Origin of the sequence: Microbacterium sp. 69-10 (assembly GCF_001897945.1) — a bacterium.
Classification (GTDB): domain Bacteria; phylum Actinomycetota; class Actinomycetes; order Actinomycetales; family Microbacteriaceae; genus Microbacterium.
Genome location: NZ_MKRT01000022.1, coordinates 10,005 through 25,823, shown reverse-complemented (window position 1 = coordinate 25,823; position 15,819 = coordinate 10,005). Strand labels below are relative to the sequence as shown.

The window sequence follows — 15,819 nt, the reverse complement described above, 5'->3', positions numbered from 1 at the left end:
GTCTCGTGCGCGGATGCGAGCACCGCCGCGAACTCCTCGGACGTGGTGGCCGACAGCACGAGTTCGGCGAGCACGGCATCCACGCGGGCGCGCTCGCGCTGGACCTCCGTCAGCCGCCGTTCGGCCGCCCGCAGCTCGCGCTGCGCGGTCTCGAGCCGGTCGCCGCCGGACTGGCGCAGCACGTCGAGCAGGCCGTCGCGCTCGACCTCGGCCGCGTCGACGAGCGCCTTCTTCTCGCGGATGCCGGCATCCAGCGCGCGTTTCCGGTCGCCGAGCTCGCTCTCGACCTCGCGCAGCAGGTCGAGCCGGCGCTGCGCGCGCCACAGCGACGCCCGGGATGCCGGGTCCGAGAAGTCGCCGAGCTCATCGATCAGGCGGGTCTGCTCCGCGGCATCCGCGATCCGCTCCCGGATGCCGGCGATCGGCTCCAGAGCGTTCACCTGCTGCCGCGCGGTGATCATGCTGGTGCGGGTGCTCTCCAGCTCGTCGAAGTGCGCGACCACGGCATCCGCCGTCGCCATCGTCTCGGGCTCCTCGAGCACGAGACGCTTGTACAGGTCGTCGACCGTGGTGATCTGCTGGCCGGCCTGGATGCGGGCGAGCAGACTCATCGCCTTCGCGCCGGATCCCGCCGCGCCGATGCCGAGCACGGCGTGCAGGCGGGCGGAGAACTCGCGATCGGTGCCGAGCGTCTCCAGACCCAGCTCACGCAGGCTCGCGTCGCTGAGGCGCTGGGATGCCGCGGATTCGAGCCTCGCGAGGTCGAAGTCGCCGTCGATCGTGGCGCGCACGCGCACGGTGTCCTCGAGGATGCGGGCGCCCGCGGGGATGTACCAGGCGCGGATCGCGGTGAAGCGCGAGTCGTCATGGTCGCGCCAGGTCATCGCGATGGCGGTCCAGGTGTCCTCGCCGTCGCCGCGCAGCACGCGCAGCTTGGTGCCCTCCTCGGTTCGCGACTCGTCGATCTTGCCGCGGCCGTAGGAGAGGATGTTGCGCTGCTCGTCGCCGCGCGGACGGCCGGTGACGCCGCCGTTGGAGGCACCGTTGAAGGGCGTGGTGTGCGGCATCATCAGGGCGATGTAGGCGTCCATCAGCGTGGACTTGCCGGAGCCGGAGCCTCCGCACAGCAGGGTGGCGTTCGGCGAGAACCGCACCCGGTGCGGGCCGCCGTCGTAGCCGCCCCAGTTCACGAGCTGCAGGTCCTCGGCGACCCACTGCTGGCCGCGGGACTCGGCGGGGATCAGGCCGAAGAGCGTGTCGACCATGGTCATCAGGCGTTCTCCCTCTCCTGCTGCTCCTGCTGCTGGCGGCGCAGCCAGGCGCGCAGCTCGGCGAGCTTCTCGGCGCTGAGCACCACCTCGACCAGCGCGCTGATGCGGTAGCGGCCGGTGGTCTCCTCGTCGATCACGCCTTCGCGGTCGAGCCTGTCCAGTGCCGCGCGGATCGCCTTCTGCTGACGCGCCGGGCTGCCGTCGGCATCCGTCAGGTAGCTGAGCACGGTCTGCTCGACGTCCTCGATGTCGATACGAGGGGCGGACTCCCCCGCCGCCGACTCGCGCTGGAACACCGTGCGCAGGTGCACGAGCACGAGGGTCTCGGTGCGGTTGTACGGGGCGTCCTTCAGCAGGATCGGCACCTCGAACTCATCGGAGCGCACCTGCTGCTTGTACGCCAGCCCTCGGCCGAGGTCGACCACCAGCCGCAGGTAGAGGTCGTGCATGCGCGACTCGATGATCTGCTGGTGCTCCAGCAGCAGCTTCCACTCCGCACGGTTGCCCTCGGCGCTGAGGAAGCGGCGCTGCAGCACGTGCACGAGCACGCGGCGGATCTCGGCGTCGAGCGTGCCGCGGTCGCCGGGGAACAGCTCGTCGAGGTCGTCCTCCATCGCGACGGGCGCGATGAACGGGTCGTCGGGGAGGTCGGGCTCGTCGTCGGATGCCGGGGTGTCGGCGTCCCGGATGGAAACCGCCTGGTCCAGAGCGCTCCCACCGGCGCTTTGCATCTCGGTGGGACGGAGCTCGCCGGCATCCACAGGCTCGGTGATCTCAGGCATCCTGATCCTCCTTGGTCGCGTCGGACGCGGCGGCCGCAGAGCGGGCCGTCACCGCCCCGAACGCGAATCGTCGCGTGGTGCCGTCCGGACGCAGGGTGTCGGCGGTGGAGATCGCGTCGTGCTCTGTCATGCCGTTGCGGTGCGCGATCTCCAGCAGGCCGACCAGGTCGACGGGCCGGCGGGTGTCATCGGGGGCGTGGGCGAACGCCTCCCCGAGGTCGAACTCTGCGCCGAGCCCGGCGACGAACGCCTCCAGCTCGGCGTAGTGGGGGCCGCCCCACGAGCGGGAATCGGCCTCGAGGTACTCCACGTCGTCCGCATCCGTGAGCGGGGCGGGCGCGCCCGGAGGACGCACGTCGCCGACGGTCTGCCGCAGCCGGCCGAGGTCGATCAGCGGGAGGCTGCGGACCGGATCGACGGATGCAGATGACGGCGCGTCCTTGGACCACTCGTGGAGGCCGGCGATCACATCGCGCAGCAGCTCGTCGATCTGCCGGTCGCGCAGCGGGTCGTGGGTCTTCACCTGGCCGGTGATGACGTGGGATGCCCGCCGCTGCGCCGCCAGCACCTCTTCGACGCCGAGCTCCACCCGGCGCCCGATCGCGTCGAACTCGATGCGCTGCGCGGGATCGAGGAAGCGGGCGAAGGGCTGCGCCAGCAGGCCGTGCAGCTGCTCGGTGAGGGTGTCGATGCGGTCGGCGTCACCGATCAGGCGCAGGGCGCCGGCGAAGGCGCGGCCCTCCGGCGTGGACTGCATGACGTCCTTCGCGCGCTGCAGGTACTCGCGCAGCACGTCACCGGTCGGCCGGTCGTCTCGGCGCAGGTGGGAGACCACATCGCGCTGCATCTGCTTGAGCGACTCCGCCACGCGCGTGAAGTCGGCAGGCAGCTCGCGGGCGAGGTGCAGCACGTTCTCGGCCTCTTCGTACAGCTCCTCGTCGTCGAGGGGCACGGCGCCGTTCGCCTGGATGTTGAGGATCTCGGCATCCAGGGCATCCCGCTCGGCGGTGAGCCGGGCGATGCGCTTGACCGGATCCGCCTCTGCGTCGTCCGAGAGCCGCTCGACGGCCTCGAGCAGAGTGCGCACCCGCGAGTTGGAGACGCGGGTGCGTCCGCCGCCGGTGCGCCCGGTGATCTCGAGCGCTTCGACGGCGTGGGCGGAGAGCCGGTAGACCTCCACGTCGTCGTCGATCTGCTGCACCAGCCAGCCCTGCTTGGCCCAGGTGCGGCACACCTCGCGGCCGGTGCCGGCGGGGATGCGGCGGTCGTCATCGTCATAACCCGCGGCCCGCAGCTCGTCCAGCGCCTCGGCGACCTCGGCGTGGGCATCCGCGATCGGGACAGAAGGACGCTCGGCCGAGAAGAGCATCGACAGCGCCGCGATCACGAAGGGCGCCTGGCGCCCGTGGAGCAGCCCCAGGGTCGGCGTTCTGAACGCTGCCAGTGAGCGGGAATATGCCGCCTCGGCGCGCGTACCAGTCATCGGCTCCAGTTTATCGGGCGGGCGCGTGGCGACCCGCATCCGCGCCTGTCACCCGACGCCCGTCCCCGATCCGCTGCTCGGCGCTCCGTGCGGCAGCAGTCCCACGACGACCGGTATCAGCGCGGGGCCAGGTCAGAGACGCCCCCAGACGGGGAGAGTCTCGGGCTCCCCGAGGTAACGACCGTATCCGACGCCGAGCAGCATGTCGCCGATCGCGGCGTGCTGAACGCGGAGGCACGGCAGCATCGCAACGGGATCCGCGGGTGCGTGTGTGAGGGCTAGCTCGGCATCGACGGCACGGACGTCGCGCTGCTCGTCGAATGTGAACGGCACGGCTGTCAGCTGCCTGACGTCGTAGCCGGTGCCGGTCGCGGAGGGGATGAGCTTCACCGTGCGCTGCCTGCCGAACCACGAGGGGACGAGCTCCTGCGCCGGCAACGTCGCACCGATCCGTCCTATTGCCCGGACGATCTCGATGTCACCGGCGGTCGTGATCGACATCGTCACCTCGTCGTCCTGCTCCGTCAGTTCGACGGCCCGCGCCTGCTTCTTCGGCAGCCCGAACAGCTCCCGCCCGGTGAAGCCGTGGTTCGGTCCGGTGATGTAGGAGACGAGCGGGTACGCGACCTCCTCACCGAGATGCCTCGCCCGTACGGCGATCCCACCCTGGGTGTACCGGGGCAGTTCCCGCGTTCCGGACTCCCCCTGGAACTTCGCCCGCACAAAGTCGGCACCCCAGACGATGACCTCTGCGCGGTCGGACAGCGTGAGTGGGCGCGGCAGCACCTCGTCCAGCCGGGCGGGGTCGGTCTCGTACACGATGCTCAGCCAGCGCACCTCGGCGCGCTCGGAACCGACCGTGTACAGCGGGGCGAACAGCGGCATCACCGCGGTCATGGCATACTCCTCTCGTTGTACGGATGCATGATGTCCATCCGCTTCAGTGTGGTCATCTCCACGGCCACGTCGATCTGTCGCATCCCTGGGATGCGGCCGAGCATGACGGTCATGAAGTCATAGAGCGCCCGGTTGTCGGCGACGGCCACCGAGCCGCAGAGATTGAAGCTGCCTGTGGTCGCGACCAGTAGGGTCACGGCCGGATGCTGCGCCAGCTGCAGCCCGACCGACTCCAGCTTCGCCGGATCGATGCCGATCCAGAGCGTCGCGGTCAGCGGCAGCCCGATGTCGGCCGGGCGGACGAAGGTGCGCATGCGCAGCATCCCGCGCGTCATGAGGTCGAGGATGCGGCGCTGCGCGGTGCGCTGCTCGACGCCCGCGTGCGCTGCCAGCTCGCGCCAGGTCGCGCGCCCGTCATCCTCCAGCGCGCGGATCAGCGCGACATCGGTGTCGTCCATCCTCCGGGCCTCCCCGTCGGCGGTGCCGGCATCAGGGCGGGCCTGACGCAGCCGGTCCACCTGCGACCGGGTCAGGATGCCGCTGTCCCAGGAGTGCGCCGTGGTGAATCGCCGCAGCACGATGTGGGTGCTGAGATTGCGGATGCCCGGAGTGCGGGGAAGATCGCCGACGATCAGCGTGCTGAGTTCATCGAGCGACGAGACGATGACGTCCGCATGCACCTGGAACGACCCGGCGGTCGTGGTCACGCCGCGCATCGACACCCTAGCCGCGAGCTCGGTGGCGACAGCGTCCGTGGAGGCCTGCTCGCACTCCACCCGGAGCAGCACGGGGAATCCGGTGTGCGCGGCCATGACGTCGATGTTCCCGATGACCCGCACATGGCCGTCGTCGATCAGCTGCTTTCCTCGGCGGGCGACAGTGGACAGCGGGATGCCCAGGGTCTCGGACAGCAGCGGCCAGCCCGCCCGGGGGTGGACGAGCAGCCCCGCGGCGATCCGGCGGTCTTCATCGTCGAACGTCATGTTTCATCATCCTGTCTAGCAGCTGTAGCCCACAAGACTCGCACCAATAGCATTTTCATCTTGATTTGACCTCCCATCAAGCTGAATCAGCCTGCCGCGGCAAGAATGACGCTAGCGCAACAACCGTACAAGGAGGAATCGTGGTCAGCGTCACGAGCAAGAAGGCGATCGGCCGCCGTCAGTCGGTCATCGTCGCCGTCATCGGCAACTTCGTCGAGTGGTACGACTGGGGTCTGTACGGGTTCCTGTTCCCCTACTTCGCGTCATCGTTCTTCCCGGGCGGCGAGAGCGCCGCCCGGCTCTCCAGCCTGGCCGTGCTGGCCATCTCGTTCTTCATGCGCCCGCTCGGCGGCGCGATCCTCGGCTCTTACGGCGACCGTCATGGCCGCAAGGCCGGGCTCATGCTCACGATCCTCATCATGGCGGGTGCGAGTTTGGTCATCGCCGTCGCGCCGACCTATGCGACGGTCGGCCTCCTCGCTCCGGCGCTGCTGATCGGTGCCCGGCTCGTGCAGGGCATCGCCACCGGCGGTGAGTACGGCGCATCCACGGCCTACCTCAGTGAGCAGTCGCAGGCACGCACCCGCGCGTTCACCGCGTCCTTCCAGCAGGTCAGCGTCGGCATCGGCGGCCTCGCCGCATCGTTGACCGTCACCGTGCTCGCCTCCGCGATCGCCCGCGACGCCATGGAGCAGTGGGGCTGGCGCATCGGCTACGCGATCGGCGCGGTGCTCGGCATCATCGGCTTCGTGGTGCGGTATCGCGCGAGCGAGCCGGAGGCGTTCATCCGCCTGCAGAAGACCGCCACGGTCTCGGTGAAGCCGTTCCGTGAGATGCTCACCACCCAGCGCAAGGCGGCGCTGCTGCTCGCCGGGGTGTCGATCGGCAGTTTCGTGACGTACTACATGTGGCTGACCTATCTGCCCGCCTACACCAACCTCACCACCGGCCTCCCCCTCGAGCAGGCGACTGGGGCGACCTCGATCTCGCTACTGGTCTTCATCTGCCTGCTGCCGCTGATCGCGCGGCTGTCGGACCGGGTCGGCCGACGCACGACCATGCTCGTCTACTCGATCGGGACGTTCGTGCTCATCCTCCCGCTGCTGCTCCTGCTGCGGGTGGGCACCTTCTGGGCGATGCTCACGGTGGCCCTCGTCGGCGTCATCCTGCAGGCGTTCGCGAGCGGCACGCTGACGGCTCTGTACGCGGAGCTGTTCCCCAGCAGGGTGCGCAGCGTCGGCGTCGGCTTCGCCTATGCGTTGACCGGAGCCCTGTTCGGCGGGACCACACCGCTGATCATGGAGTTCTTCGGATCCCGCGGCGTCTTCGCCTTCGCGCCGATCTACATCATGGTACTCACGGCCATCTCCACGGTCGTGTACATCCGGATGCCCGAGACCAAAGGCAAGGACCTCGAATGAGCCCGCGATACCGCAGCGGCGCGGACGGGGACACCCGTCGGATCGTCCTCAATGAGGAGCAGGAGGCGCGCTGGCGCGGTCTGCTGGGCGGGCGTCTCGCCACGCTGCACGATCATCCGGTGCGGCTGCCGGAGCCGCTGACGGCCGACGCCTGGGGCGAGCACTCCGTAATCGGCGAGGACGTGCTCGCTGACACCGAGCTGGTGGCGTCCGGACTGGAGCTCGTGTACGCCTCGTGCCTCTCCGAGCCCCGCTGGGAGGTGGTGCTGCGCTGGGCCCGCTCGCTCGCCCGGCAGGTGCAGCAGGCGGGGTTCAGGATCGCGGATGCGGAGGACCCTCTCCCCGAGGGACGGCGCACCGTCGTCCTCGCGCTGGAGGATCTGGTGCCCATCGGCACCGACCTCCGCGGCCTCGACGAACTCGCCGCCCACGGTGTCCGCTCCGCCGGCATCGCCTACAACACTGGCTCGGCACTGGGATCGGGGCTCGCCGAGGTTCAGGACGACGGTCTCACGTCGCTCGGCGCCCAGGCGGTGCGCCGGATGAACGAGCTCGGGATGGCGGTGGACGTCTCGCACGCGAGCGATCGGTGCGGCATCGAGGCCGCGGAGGTCACCGAGCGGCCCCTGCTCATCACACACGCCGGAGCGAGAGCCGTGTGGCCGAGCGACAGGATGAAGCCCGACGAGGTGATACGTGCGGTGGCCGACACCGGCGGGCTCATCGGCATCGAGGCGGCCCCCGGGTCAACCAGGCGCGGTCCGGGACATCCGGGGCACGACATCGACGACGTCATCGCACACCTGGAGCACTGTGCCGAGCTGGTCGGCGTCGCGCACGTCGCGCTGGGGCCCGACACCTTCTACGGCGATCATGTCGGGCTGTACGCGGCGGCCGGCTGGGCCATGCGCCAGCTGCCCGGTGCACGCCCGATCGACATCCGGTTCGTGGCCGGAGCCGACAACCCGACCGAGACGCCGCGTCAGGTCGCGGCCGCACTCATCCGGCGAGGGTGGCGCGACGGGGACATCGCGGCGGTGCTCGGCGAGAACGCCATCCGCGTGACGAAGGAGATCCTGCAACCATGCCCAGTCCCGAACTGACCGAACGTATCGAGCAGGCACTCGCCGACCTCCGGGCGGACGCGCGGCAGGTGAGCGACTCCATCCATGCGCGCCCCGAGCTGAGGTTCGAGGAGCGGTTCGCCGCAGCCATCCTCTCCGACCGCCTGGAACAGGCGGGATTCCGGCTCGAGCGCGGCATCGCGGGGATGCCGACCGCGTTCCGGGCCAGCATCGGCGAAGGCCGGCCGACGCTCGCGATCCTCTGCGAGTATGATGCCCTCCCCGAGATCGGGCACGGCTGCGGGCACAATCTGATCGCGGCAGGGGGGATGCTGGCGGGCCTCGCCCTCGCCAGAGCCTTCCGCGGCGCCGGCACGATCCAGGTCGTCGGCACGCCGGCGGAGGAAGGGGGCGGGGGAAAGATCGTCGAGCTGGAGGCGGGCGTCTTCGATGAGGTCGACGCGGCACTCATGTTCCACCCATCGGACCACACCCGGATGATCCGGCATGCGACGGCGAGCAGGAAGGTGAAGGTGTCGTTCCACGGCATCGCCGCACATGCCGCCGCGAGTCCGGAGCACGGCCGGAGCGCGCTCGCCGCTGTCATCCAGCTGTTCGTCGCAGTCGATGCGCTGCGACAGTTCGTCCCAGAGACCGCACGGATACATGGAGTGATCACCGACGGAGGACAGGCCGCGAACGTTGTGCCCGCCTTCGCCGCCGCCGAATTCCAGCTGCGGGATGTCACCTCCACAGGCGTCGAGCACCTACTGGAACGGTTCCGCGCCGCGGTGGAAGCGAGTGCGCTCGCCACCGGAACGGACGGCGAGCTCACCCTCGGTAGCCTGTACACCGAGCGGAAGAACAACCGCCCCCTCGCCGAGCGGATCGGCGCCTATTTGAGCGCGCAGGGTATGCCTCCCGAACCGCCTCTGCTCACCGGCGGGACTGGCTCATCCGACATCGGGAACGTGAGCCTCGCCATCCCGGCAGTCCACCCCTATGTGCAGGTCATGCCTCGGGGCACAGCCACCCACACCGCCGAGATGACCGAGTACGCCGCGACGGACGAGGCCTTCGAGGCGACCGTCGCCGCAGCCCGAGCGCTCGCCCTCACCGGAGGCGACTTCCTCGAGGATGGTGTCTTCCGCGACGAGGTCGCCGCCGACTTCCGCGACCGCGGTCCCGACGTGCCCATGGGAGCGCGGTGAGGGACCGGACGCTTCCCTCACCGTTCTCGTCGGCACTGGTCAGGCGTGCGATCCACGCCCAGCCGGAACTCGGCTTCACCGAGATCATCACCGCCGATCTGATCTGGCGCACGCTCGAAGACCTCGGCTGGTCACTCACCAGGCCCTTCGAGGAGCTGGGAGAGGCGGCAGGACGCCTGCTCGACCCCGCAGAACTGGAGGATGCCGCCCGTCGCGCACATGCCGCGGGCGTGCCGCAGGCGTCGGTCGAGAGGTTCTCCGGAGGGTGCACCGGGTTCATCGCCGAGTTGCACGGAGGGCGACCGGGGCCGGTCACCGGGCTGCGCGTCGATCTCGATGCGCTACCCGTCAGGGAGTCCACGGCGCAAGATCACATACCCACGAGGGACGGATTCGCCTCACGGCATCCAGGGATCATGCACGCATGCGGGCACGACGGCCACATCGCGATCGCGTTGCGCGTCGCGGCGGGGCTCGCTGCACAGCCCGACTTTCCCGGGACGGTCCGGTTGATCCTGCAACCTGCAGAGGAGGGGGTCCGCGGGGCGCTGCCGATGGCGGAAGCGGGAGCCTGCGACGGGCTCGACTCGTTGATCGCCTACCATCTGGGATTCGGCGCGCCCGTCGGGACCGCGGGGGTGGCGGAGGGGCTCATGGCGACGACGAAGTACCGAGTCCACTTCGCCGGAAGGGCCGCCCATGCCGGCCGAGCGCCCGAACAGGGCCGGCACGCCCTGCTCGCCGCCGCGGAGGCGACGGTGCGCGTGCACGGGCTGATCGGAACCGCTGACACGGGTACGCGCGTCAACGTCGGCGCATTGCGCGCGGACGGCGCCTCGAACATCGTCCCGGCGCTCGCCACCCTGCTCGCCGAGGTGCGCGGCGGGGATGCCGCGGCCCTCGCACGTCTCGACCGGGACGTCAGGCGCATCCTGGCCGATGTCTCCGCTGCGCACGACGTCGGCGTCAGAATCGACGAGACGGGCCGAGCCGAGACAACGCGGAATGCGCCCGAGCTCGTCGCAGCGTTCGCAGACTCTGTCCCGTCGGCAGGGCTGGACTTCGCCGGAGCGATATCGTTCGGGGCCAGCGACGATGCCAGCATCCTGATGAACAAGGTCTCCGCCGCCGGTGGCCACGCCATGTACGCCCTGTTCGGGACCTGCGCGCCCGCGCCGCATCACGCATCGGACTTCGACATCGACGACGCAGCGCTCGATCCCGCTGCCATGGCACTCGAATCCCTGATCCGCTCGGGCTCCTGGTACGACAAAGCCCCCAGCTTCACCGGGGGCTTTCATCTGTAGCAGGAGCGGGGCTTGAACCCGCGACCTCACGATTATGAGTCGTGCGCTCTCACCAACTGAGCTACCCTGCCGCAGCGCATCCGCTTCGAAATCGAATGCTGCGAGCCCCGAGTCAGGATTGAACTGACGACCCCTTCCTTACCATGGAAGTGCTCTGCCACTGAGCTATCGGGGCGTGCTGCCCTCTTCAGGACAACCAGATGAGCTTATCATCCGCGACGGCCAGCCACGAAATCGTGACGGCAGTTCGCGTCGGCCGGGCGCGCCTGCGCGGCGGACGCGAGCCGTCAGTACGAGTACCGGCCCGCGTTCTTGCGCATCCACGCAAGCGGGTCGACGGTCGAGCCGTTGATGATGATCTCGAAGTGCAGGTGCGCACCGTAGGAGCGGCCGGTGTTCCCGACCTTTCCGATGGTGTCCCCCACCTTGACCTTCTGGCCCGTCTTGACCGCCAGCGAGCCGTGCTGCATGTGCGCGTAGTGGCTCGTGACGACCTGTCCGTCGATCACGTGATCCACGTACACGGTCACACCGTAGGCCCCGCCCGACTCGGTCGCGATGCGGACTGTGCCGTCGGCGATCGCCTGGATCGTCGCACCCGCGCCGGGCACGAGGTCGATGCCCGCGTGAAGGCGGCCGTTGCGCATGCCATAGGGCGAGCTCATGGCCACGCCGACCATGAACGGCCACTGGATAGCGGCATTCGGGTCGTTGGTGTAGAGGCTGTTCGAGACGCGCTTGATGCCCTCTTCAGCAGCGACGTCGAGCAGCGAGACCGTGGAGTACTCGCCCTCACGTGCCAGGTCCTCGTCCACGACCGCGCCGGAGGCGACGTAGGCCTGGATCTCGTCGTCGGCGACCTTCTTGGCCGGTGCAGCGGAGGCGACGAGGGAGGCCGTCGCGCCGGAGCCGTTGCTCTGGACCGCGGCGACCGCACTCGCGGGGAGCGTCATCGACACGGCGATCAGCCCCGCGACGCCCATGACGCCGAGGGACGCGCCCGCCGCGGCGATGCGACGGCGGATGCGACGGGGAGCGATGTGCGCGGGCGCCTTGGCCGGGCGGCTCGCCTTCGCCGCGGGTGCCTGCTGCGAGTCCTCCACGGGCGAGAAGCCGAAGGCGTCGGATGCCCGGGCGAAGACGTCCTCGTCGGAGAAGGATGCGGGCTTCGTGGCGACGGGCTGCACGGGTGCGTCGACGAACGTCTCTGCGTCGACGGGCACGGTCGCCTCCGCGAGCACGGGCTCCTCGGCGACGGCTACCTCGGGGGCGATCACGAACTCCGTCGCGGCGGCCGGGTCCGCTTCGACCGGCACCGCGGCGTCGGCATCCTGCGTGAGCTTCGGCGTCGGCTCGAAGAGGGAGCGGACGTCCTCCTCGGCGAGCGGGCCGGCAGGCGATGGGATGATCGGGGTCTCGGTGGACTGCGCCAGGCGGCGCGCACGGCGGCTCAGCGGAGCAGCGGTCACGGCGTCGGCCGGGGTGGCGGTATCCGTGGGGGTGACGACCTGTGCGGCCGGCGACATCGCCTGCGCTGCATCGGGGGTCATCGGAGTCTCGTGTGCTGCAACGCGGAGCCGGTTGGAACGACGCGTGGGCGCGGCTTCAACCTCAGGACGTACAGGTGACAAGTCAGATCTCTCGGGTCATGTTCACAGCTCGGGGGCTCTTGGTCACTTCCGCCTTCGGGCGACGAAAGTAACGAACAGATAAACACTGTACAGGCACATGGCCGGGAAAGCCACGGGTCTGAACAAACTCGCGTCAGGCGCCCGTCCCGGCACCGGCCACGATCGACCGCAGCCGATCGTGCACGGCCGCGCCGCCTGCGACCAGCATCGGCCGTGCGGTGTCGAGCTCGAGCCGGCTCACCGCACCGCCGGCCTCACGGACGAGAATCGCTCCTGCCGCGAAGTCCCACGGGTTGAGACCCCGTTCGAAGAATCCGTCCAGCCGGCCCGCGGCCACGTAGGACAGGTCGATAGCGGCGGATCCCATCCTGCGCAGGTCGCGCGCCATGGTCATCACCCGGCGCACCATCGCCAGGTCGCCGTCGTGCGTCGCGGGGTCGTAGCCGAAGCCGGTGCCGAGGAGGGCTCCGGCCGGCGTCTCGTCGGTCACTCGAAGGCGGAGGCCGTCGAGCCAGGCGCCCTCGCCGCGGGCTGCCGTGAAGAGCTCGCCGAATGCAGGAGCCGACACCGCGGCTGCGACGCCGTCCCACCGCTCGGGATCGGGCTCGCCCTCGACGACGGCGATGCTCACCGAATAGGCGCCGATGCCGTAGGCGTAGTTGACCGTTCCGTCGATCGGATCGACCACCCAGGTCAGGCCGGTGGAGCCGCGCTCCGCACCGGTCTCCTCCCCCAGGAATCCATCGCCCGGGCGCTCGGTGCGCAGACGTTCGCGGATCAGCTGCTCCACCTCACGATCCGCCTCGGTCACGATGTCCGCCAGCGTCGACTTGGTGGCCGCCAGCGAGACCCCCTCGCCGCGACGGCGCTTCGCGAGCTCTCCGGCCTCGCGGGCGATGTCGGCCGCGAGTGCGCCGAGCTCGACCGCGCTCACAGACCCGCCCCCGGAGCCGCGGGAGGCGGCGGCGGGAACGCGCCGTATGGTGGCGACTGCGGCGCGGAAGGGTCCTGCGGGGACGGCTCAGCGGATGCCGGTGCGACGGGCGCCTGGAACGGCTCGGCCGGAGCGGCCGGAGGCGTCGCGTCCTGGATCGGGAAGGACTGAGCAGCGACACCCGGGGCGGCCGGCGCCGCAGCATCCGGCGCCTGAGCCGTCGGTGCTGCGGGCTGGAGCGTCGGGAAGGACTGCGCCGGTGCGGTGTAGGTCGGGTGGCCCGTGTAGTAGGCGTTCCAGTCCGGCGAGCCGTCGGGCAGGACGGGCAGCGGGGTGCGCCCGTCGGCGTAGGTCGGCCACGCGCTGACGCCCTGAGCTGCCTGCGGAGCGATCGCCGCACCCTGCTGCGGACCTGCCAGAGCCGTGTGCGGCGCGACGGGAGACGAGGGCTTCTTCTTCGGAGCGAACAGGGCGTTCAGCAGCGGAATGAGCGTCGTTCCCACCGCCACCAGGATCGCGAGTGCGATCACGATGCGCCAGTACAGGTCGTTGTAGTGGAACAGGTCGGGGAAGGTCAGGTAGAAGACCAGCAGGGCCACCAGCAGGACGAGCAGCGCGATGGTGACGATCGCGATCACGCGCGTGAACGTGGTGACGTAGCGCTTGGATGCCGGCAGGAACAGGCGCACGTGCACCAGCGCGAGCTGCATGATCCCGACCACGAGGAGCAGCTGCCAGAAGCGCAGCAGCGACCATCCGCCGAACGGGTCATGCTCGGGCATCCAGATCTTCACGGCACCCACCAGCAGTGCGACGATCCACGTGATCATGCTCGAGAGGGCGAGCCACTCCGGCCGGTGCTCGGCGAGATGCGACTCCATGATGGCGATGCCGGCGAACACTGCGAGCAGCAGGATCGTCAGGAACGCGCGGCCGATGATCCCGTCCTGATCGCCGATCAGCACCCAGACGACGCAGACCAGGGCCGCTGCGATCAGCGATCCGATCGCGATCCAGATGGCCGAGCGCATGAGCTTCGACGACATCTGCTGGACTTCGGAACGTGGCGTGCTGTCGGACATGCTGATCCTCCCGGCGATGGTCATCCCATCCTGCCATGCGGCGCCATGACGGCCCGCCGGCTGTGGATAACCCGTGCCCGGTGCGGGTCAGCGCGCGGACTTGCTGGACGCCGCGGCGAACGCGGCGACGCGCGCCTTGGCATCAGGCGTGTCGAACGCCTCCCCGATGGAGCGCGCCTCCTCCGCGACCTGCTCCGCGAAGGTGCGCGCGGGCTGCGAGCGGATCAGGCGCTTGGCCTGGCCGTACGCGCCGGCGGCGCCCTTGAGCCAGAAGCGTGCGACCTGCTCGGCGCGCTCGCGCACGGCATCCGCCTCCGCGTCGGCATCCGTTCCTTCGGGGCCGGAGACGGCCTCGGCGACCAGGCCCCATTCCACGGCCTCGTCGGCGGACAGCATCCGGTCCTGCAGCACCAGCTGCAGCGCGCGGCGCTCGCCGATCGCCCGCGCCAGCTGCGCGGTGACCGACAGGTCGGGCGTGAGCCCGATGTTGGCGTACAGGCTGCCGATCTTCGACCCCGCGCCGATGACGGCGTAATCGCTGCACATCAGGATGCCGAGGCCCCCGCCCGCGGTCGTGCCGTGCGCGGCCGCGACCACCGGGATCGACGAGGTGGTCAGCGACAGGATGCCCTCGTTGATGACGTGCGCCAGTGCAGTGATGTCCTCACCGCTGCCCATTCCGCTCGCCATCGCGAGCACGTCGCCGCCGGCGCAGAACGCACGGCCGCTGGCGTCGAGCAGGATCGCGCGCACGTCGTCGCGGGCGACGGCCTCGGCGGTGACGTCACGCCAGGCATGGGCGAGGTCGGCGTCGAACGCATTCAAGCTGGCCGGACGGTTCAGCGTCAGCCGAGCGAGCCCGTGGTCGACCGTGGACAGGATTGGATCGGTCATGGCTCTCCTTCGACGCTCCGACACGCAGATCTTGAGTCTCAGCCTAGCTAGGACTGAGGTTCATGTCAGTCCTCGGACAGAACCCGCACGACGAACGCCTCCATGCGGTGCCGCGTGCCGTCCAGGCGCATGTCGGCCTGTCCGGGCGCGCGCACCTCGTTCGGAGCCAGCGGATGCGCCAGGCGCACGTTGTCGTGGCATGAGAGGTCCGCGCAGATGTACGTGCCCGCGCTGTCGCCGCGGCGGCCCTTCGCTCCCCCACGGCGCGCGGTGAGCAGCGCCACCTGGTTGCCTGGCTGGAGCGTGTGGCAGATGTTGCACATGCCCGACCGCACCCGCGCGGGGTCGGTGGCACGCAGCACGATGCCCATCGACTCGCCCTCGTGCTCCACGATCACGACCGCACGGCGGCTGGACTCCGGGTCGCGCCAGGCGAGGAAGTCGAGATAGTCCCAGTCGGTCAGGATGAAATCGTGCGGCATCCCGATCTGGGCGATCTCATCGGCATCCGCGTTGCGGATCGACGCGCGGATCTGGTCCTCGGTGAGTGGTCGCATCGATTCAGTCTAAGAAGGATCCGCTGCGAAGGGGTTTCGCGCGGCTGGGGACGCAACAGCCGGCCGCGCGAGTCCGTGGGGACGTTCAGTCAAGACAGGGCGCGTTCATGCGGCCGCATCGATCACGGCCACGATCTCGTCGTAGCCCTTCTGCTCGGCCAGCTCACGTGCGGTGAGTCCGCCATGCTCGGTGATGCTCGGGTCCGCACCGGCCTCGAGCAGCAGCCGCAGGGCCTCGACCTGGTCCGGACCGCCGTCGTTGAGGATGATCGCCTCATGCAGGGCCGTCCAGCCCAGGCTGT

14 protein-coding genes, 2 tRNA genes and 1 pseudogene are annotated in these 15,819 nt (G+C 69.8%); 4 read left to right on the top strand and 13 right to left on the bottom strand.

The features are described from left to right. From BGN97_RS09185 to BGN97_RS09165, 5 genes are all read right to left on the bottom strand, one after another. On the bottom strand, window positions 1–1,271 hold a 1,271-nt coding region (locus BGN97_RS09185; protein WP_292700841.1), incomplete at its 3' end, for an ATP-binding protein. Next, window positions 1,271–1,885, bottom strand: a complete 615-nt coding sequence (locus BGN97_RS09180; protein ID WP_292700839.1) for a DUF4194 domain-containing protein — start codon at window positions 1,883–1,885, stop codon at window positions 1,271–1,273. The genes BGN97_RS09180 and BGN97_RS09185, both read right to left, overlap by 1 nt. A 160-nt stretch (window positions 1,886–2,045) precedes the next feature. Further along, window positions 2,046–3,536 carry a DUF3375 domain-containing protein gene (locus BGN97_RS09175; RefSeq protein WP_292700396.1) on the bottom strand — a complete coding sequence of 497 codons (1,491 nt, stop codon included), beginning with the start codon at window positions 3,534–3,536 and terminating at the stop codon, window positions 2,046–2,048. Between the two features lie 132 nt (window positions 3,537–3,668). Next, entirely contained in the window at window positions 3,669–4,433 is a 765-nt protein-coding gene (locus tag BGN97_RS09170; RefSeq protein ID WP_292700394.1) for an acetoacetate decarboxylase family protein, read from the bottom strand. After that, window positions 4,430–5,416, bottom strand: coding sequence for an Lrp/AsnC family transcriptional regulator (locus tag BGN97_RS09165; RefSeq protein ID WP_292700390.1), 987 nt, complete (start codon window positions 5,414–5,416; stop codon window positions 4,430–4,432). The genes BGN97_RS09170 and BGN97_RS09165 overlap by 4 nt, the downstream gene beginning before the upstream one ends. Window positions 5,417–5,556: 140 nt before the next feature. Between BGN97_RS09165 and BGN97_RS09160 the strand changes: the two genes are divergently transcribed. Genes BGN97_RS09160 through BGN97_RS09145 form a run of 4 tightly spaced genes read left to right on the top strand, consistent with a single transcriptional unit; the run spans window position 5,557 to window position 10,419 of the window. Continuing rightward, on the top strand, window positions 5,557–6,837 hold the full coding sequence (locus tag BGN97_RS09160; protein WP_292700387.1) for an MFS transporter: 1,281 nt from the start codon (window positions 5,557–5,559) through the stop codon (window positions 6,835–6,837). Next, the gene (locus BGN97_RS09155) at window positions 6,834–7,940 is read left to right on the top strand and encodes a membrane dipeptidase (protein WP_292700385.1); all 1,107 of its coding nucleotides are present in this window, start codon (window positions 6,834–6,836) and stop codon (window positions 7,938–7,940) included. Before BGN97_RS09160 ends, BGN97_RS09155 begins: the two co-directional genes overlap by 4 nt. Continuing rightward, entirely contained in the window at window positions 7,922–9,112 is a 1,191-nt protein-coding gene (locus tag BGN97_RS09150; RefSeq protein WP_292700382.1) for an amidohydrolase, read from the top strand. Before BGN97_RS09155 ends, BGN97_RS09150 begins: the two co-directional genes overlap by 19 nt. Next, the gene (locus BGN97_RS09145) at window positions 9,109–10,419 is read left to right on the top strand and encodes an amidohydrolase (RefSeq protein ID WP_292700379.1); all 1,311 of its coding nucleotides are present in this window, start codon (window positions 9,109–9,111) and stop codon (window positions 10,417–10,419) included. The genes BGN97_RS09150 and BGN97_RS09145 overlap by 4 nt, the downstream gene beginning before the upstream one ends. Here BGN97_RS09145 and BGN97_RS09140 read toward each other — a convergent pair. The 8 genes and pseudogenes from BGN97_RS09140 to BGN97_RS09105 form a co-directional block, all read right to left on the bottom strand. Further along, window positions 10,417–10,490, bottom strand: a tRNA-Met gene (locus tag BGN97_RS09140). The two genes, BGN97_RS09145 and BGN97_RS09140, sit on opposite strands and share 3 nt — an antisense overlap. 32 nt (window positions 10,491–10,522) lie before the next feature. Beyond that, window positions 10,523–10,594 (bottom strand) — tRNA-Thr (locus tag BGN97_RS09135). 112 nt (window positions 10,595–10,706) lie between these two features. Beyond that, a complete protein-coding gene (locus tag BGN97_RS09130) occupies window positions 10,707–11,969 on the bottom strand; it encodes a peptidoglycan DD-metalloendopeptidase family protein (RefSeq protein WP_292700376.1) in 1,263 nt (420 codons plus the stop codon). A gap of 214 nt (window positions 11,970–12,183) precedes the next feature. Next, entirely contained in the window at window positions 12,184–12,984 is an 801-nt protein-coding gene (locus BGN97_RS09125; protein ID WP_292700373.1) for an inositol monophosphatase family protein, read from the bottom strand. Beyond that, the gene (locus BGN97_RS09120) at window positions 12,981–14,066 is read right to left on the bottom strand and encodes a hypothetical protein (protein WP_292700371.1); all 1,086 of its coding nucleotides are present in this window, start codon (window positions 14,064–14,066) and stop codon (window positions 12,981–12,983) included. Before BGN97_RS09120 ends, BGN97_RS09125 begins: the two co-directional genes overlap by 4 nt. Window positions 14,067–14,153: 87 nt before the next feature. Next, entirely contained in the window at window positions 14,154–14,960 is an 807-nt protein-coding gene (locus BGN97_RS09115) for an enoyl-CoA hydratase/isomerase family protein (RefSeq protein ID WP_292700368.1), read from the bottom strand. 65 nt (window positions 14,961–15,025) lie between these two features. Continuing rightward, window positions 15,026–15,517, bottom strand: a complete 492-nt coding sequence (locus tag BGN97_RS09110) for an FBP domain-containing protein (RefSeq protein ID WP_292700365.1) — start codon at window positions 15,515–15,517, stop codon at window positions 15,026–15,028. 105 nt (window positions 15,518–15,622) lie between these two features. Then, window positions 15,623–15,819, bottom strand: a pseudogene (locus BGN97_RS09105) (hypothetical protein); the annotation flags it as partial.

What these genes read in the sequence shown, in the direction of transcription:
- BGN97_RS09150 (WP_292700382.1), top strand. Translation starts at nt 7,922, where the DNA reads ATGCCCAGTCCCGAACTGACCGAACGTATCGAGCAGGCACTCGCCGAC.
- BGN97_RS09170 (WP_292700394.1), bottom strand. Translation starts at nt 4,433, where the DNA reads ATGACCGCGGTGATGCCGCTGTTCGCCCCGCTGTACACGGTCGGTTCC.
- BGN97_RS09120 (WP_292700371.1), bottom strand. Translation starts at nt 14,066, where the DNA reads ATGTCCGACAGCACGCCACGTTCCGAAGTCCAGCAGATGTCGTCGAAG.
- BGN97_RS09115 (WP_292700368.1), bottom strand. Translation starts at nt 14,960, where the DNA reads ATGACCGATCCAATCCTGTCCACGGTCGACCACGGGCTCGCTCGGCTG.
- BGN97_RS09165 (WP_292700390.1), bottom strand. Translation starts at nt 5,416, where the DNA reads ATGACGTTCGACGATGAAGACCGCCGGATCGCCGCGGGGCTGCTCGTC.
- BGN97_RS09130 (WP_292700376.1), bottom strand. Translation starts at nt 11,969, where the DNA reads ATGACCCCCGATGCAGCGCAGGCGATGTCGCCGGCCGCACAGGTCGTC.
- BGN97_RS09175 (WP_292700396.1), bottom strand. Translation starts at nt 3,536, where the DNA reads ATGACTGGTACGCGCGCCGAGGCGGCATATTCCCGCTCACTGGCAGCG.
- BGN97_RS09180 (WP_292700839.1), bottom strand. Translation starts at nt 1,885, where the DNA reads ATGGAGGACGACCTCGACGAGCTGTTCCCCGGCGACCGCGGCACGCTC.
- BGN97_RS09155 (WP_292700385.1), top strand. Translation starts at nt 6,834, where the DNA reads ATGAGCCCGCGATACCGCAGCGGCGCGGACGGGGACACCCGTCGGATC.
- BGN97_RS09110 (WP_292700365.1), bottom strand. Translation starts at nt 15,517, where the DNA reads ATGCGACCACTCACCGAGGACCAGATCCGCGCGTCGATCCGCAACGCG.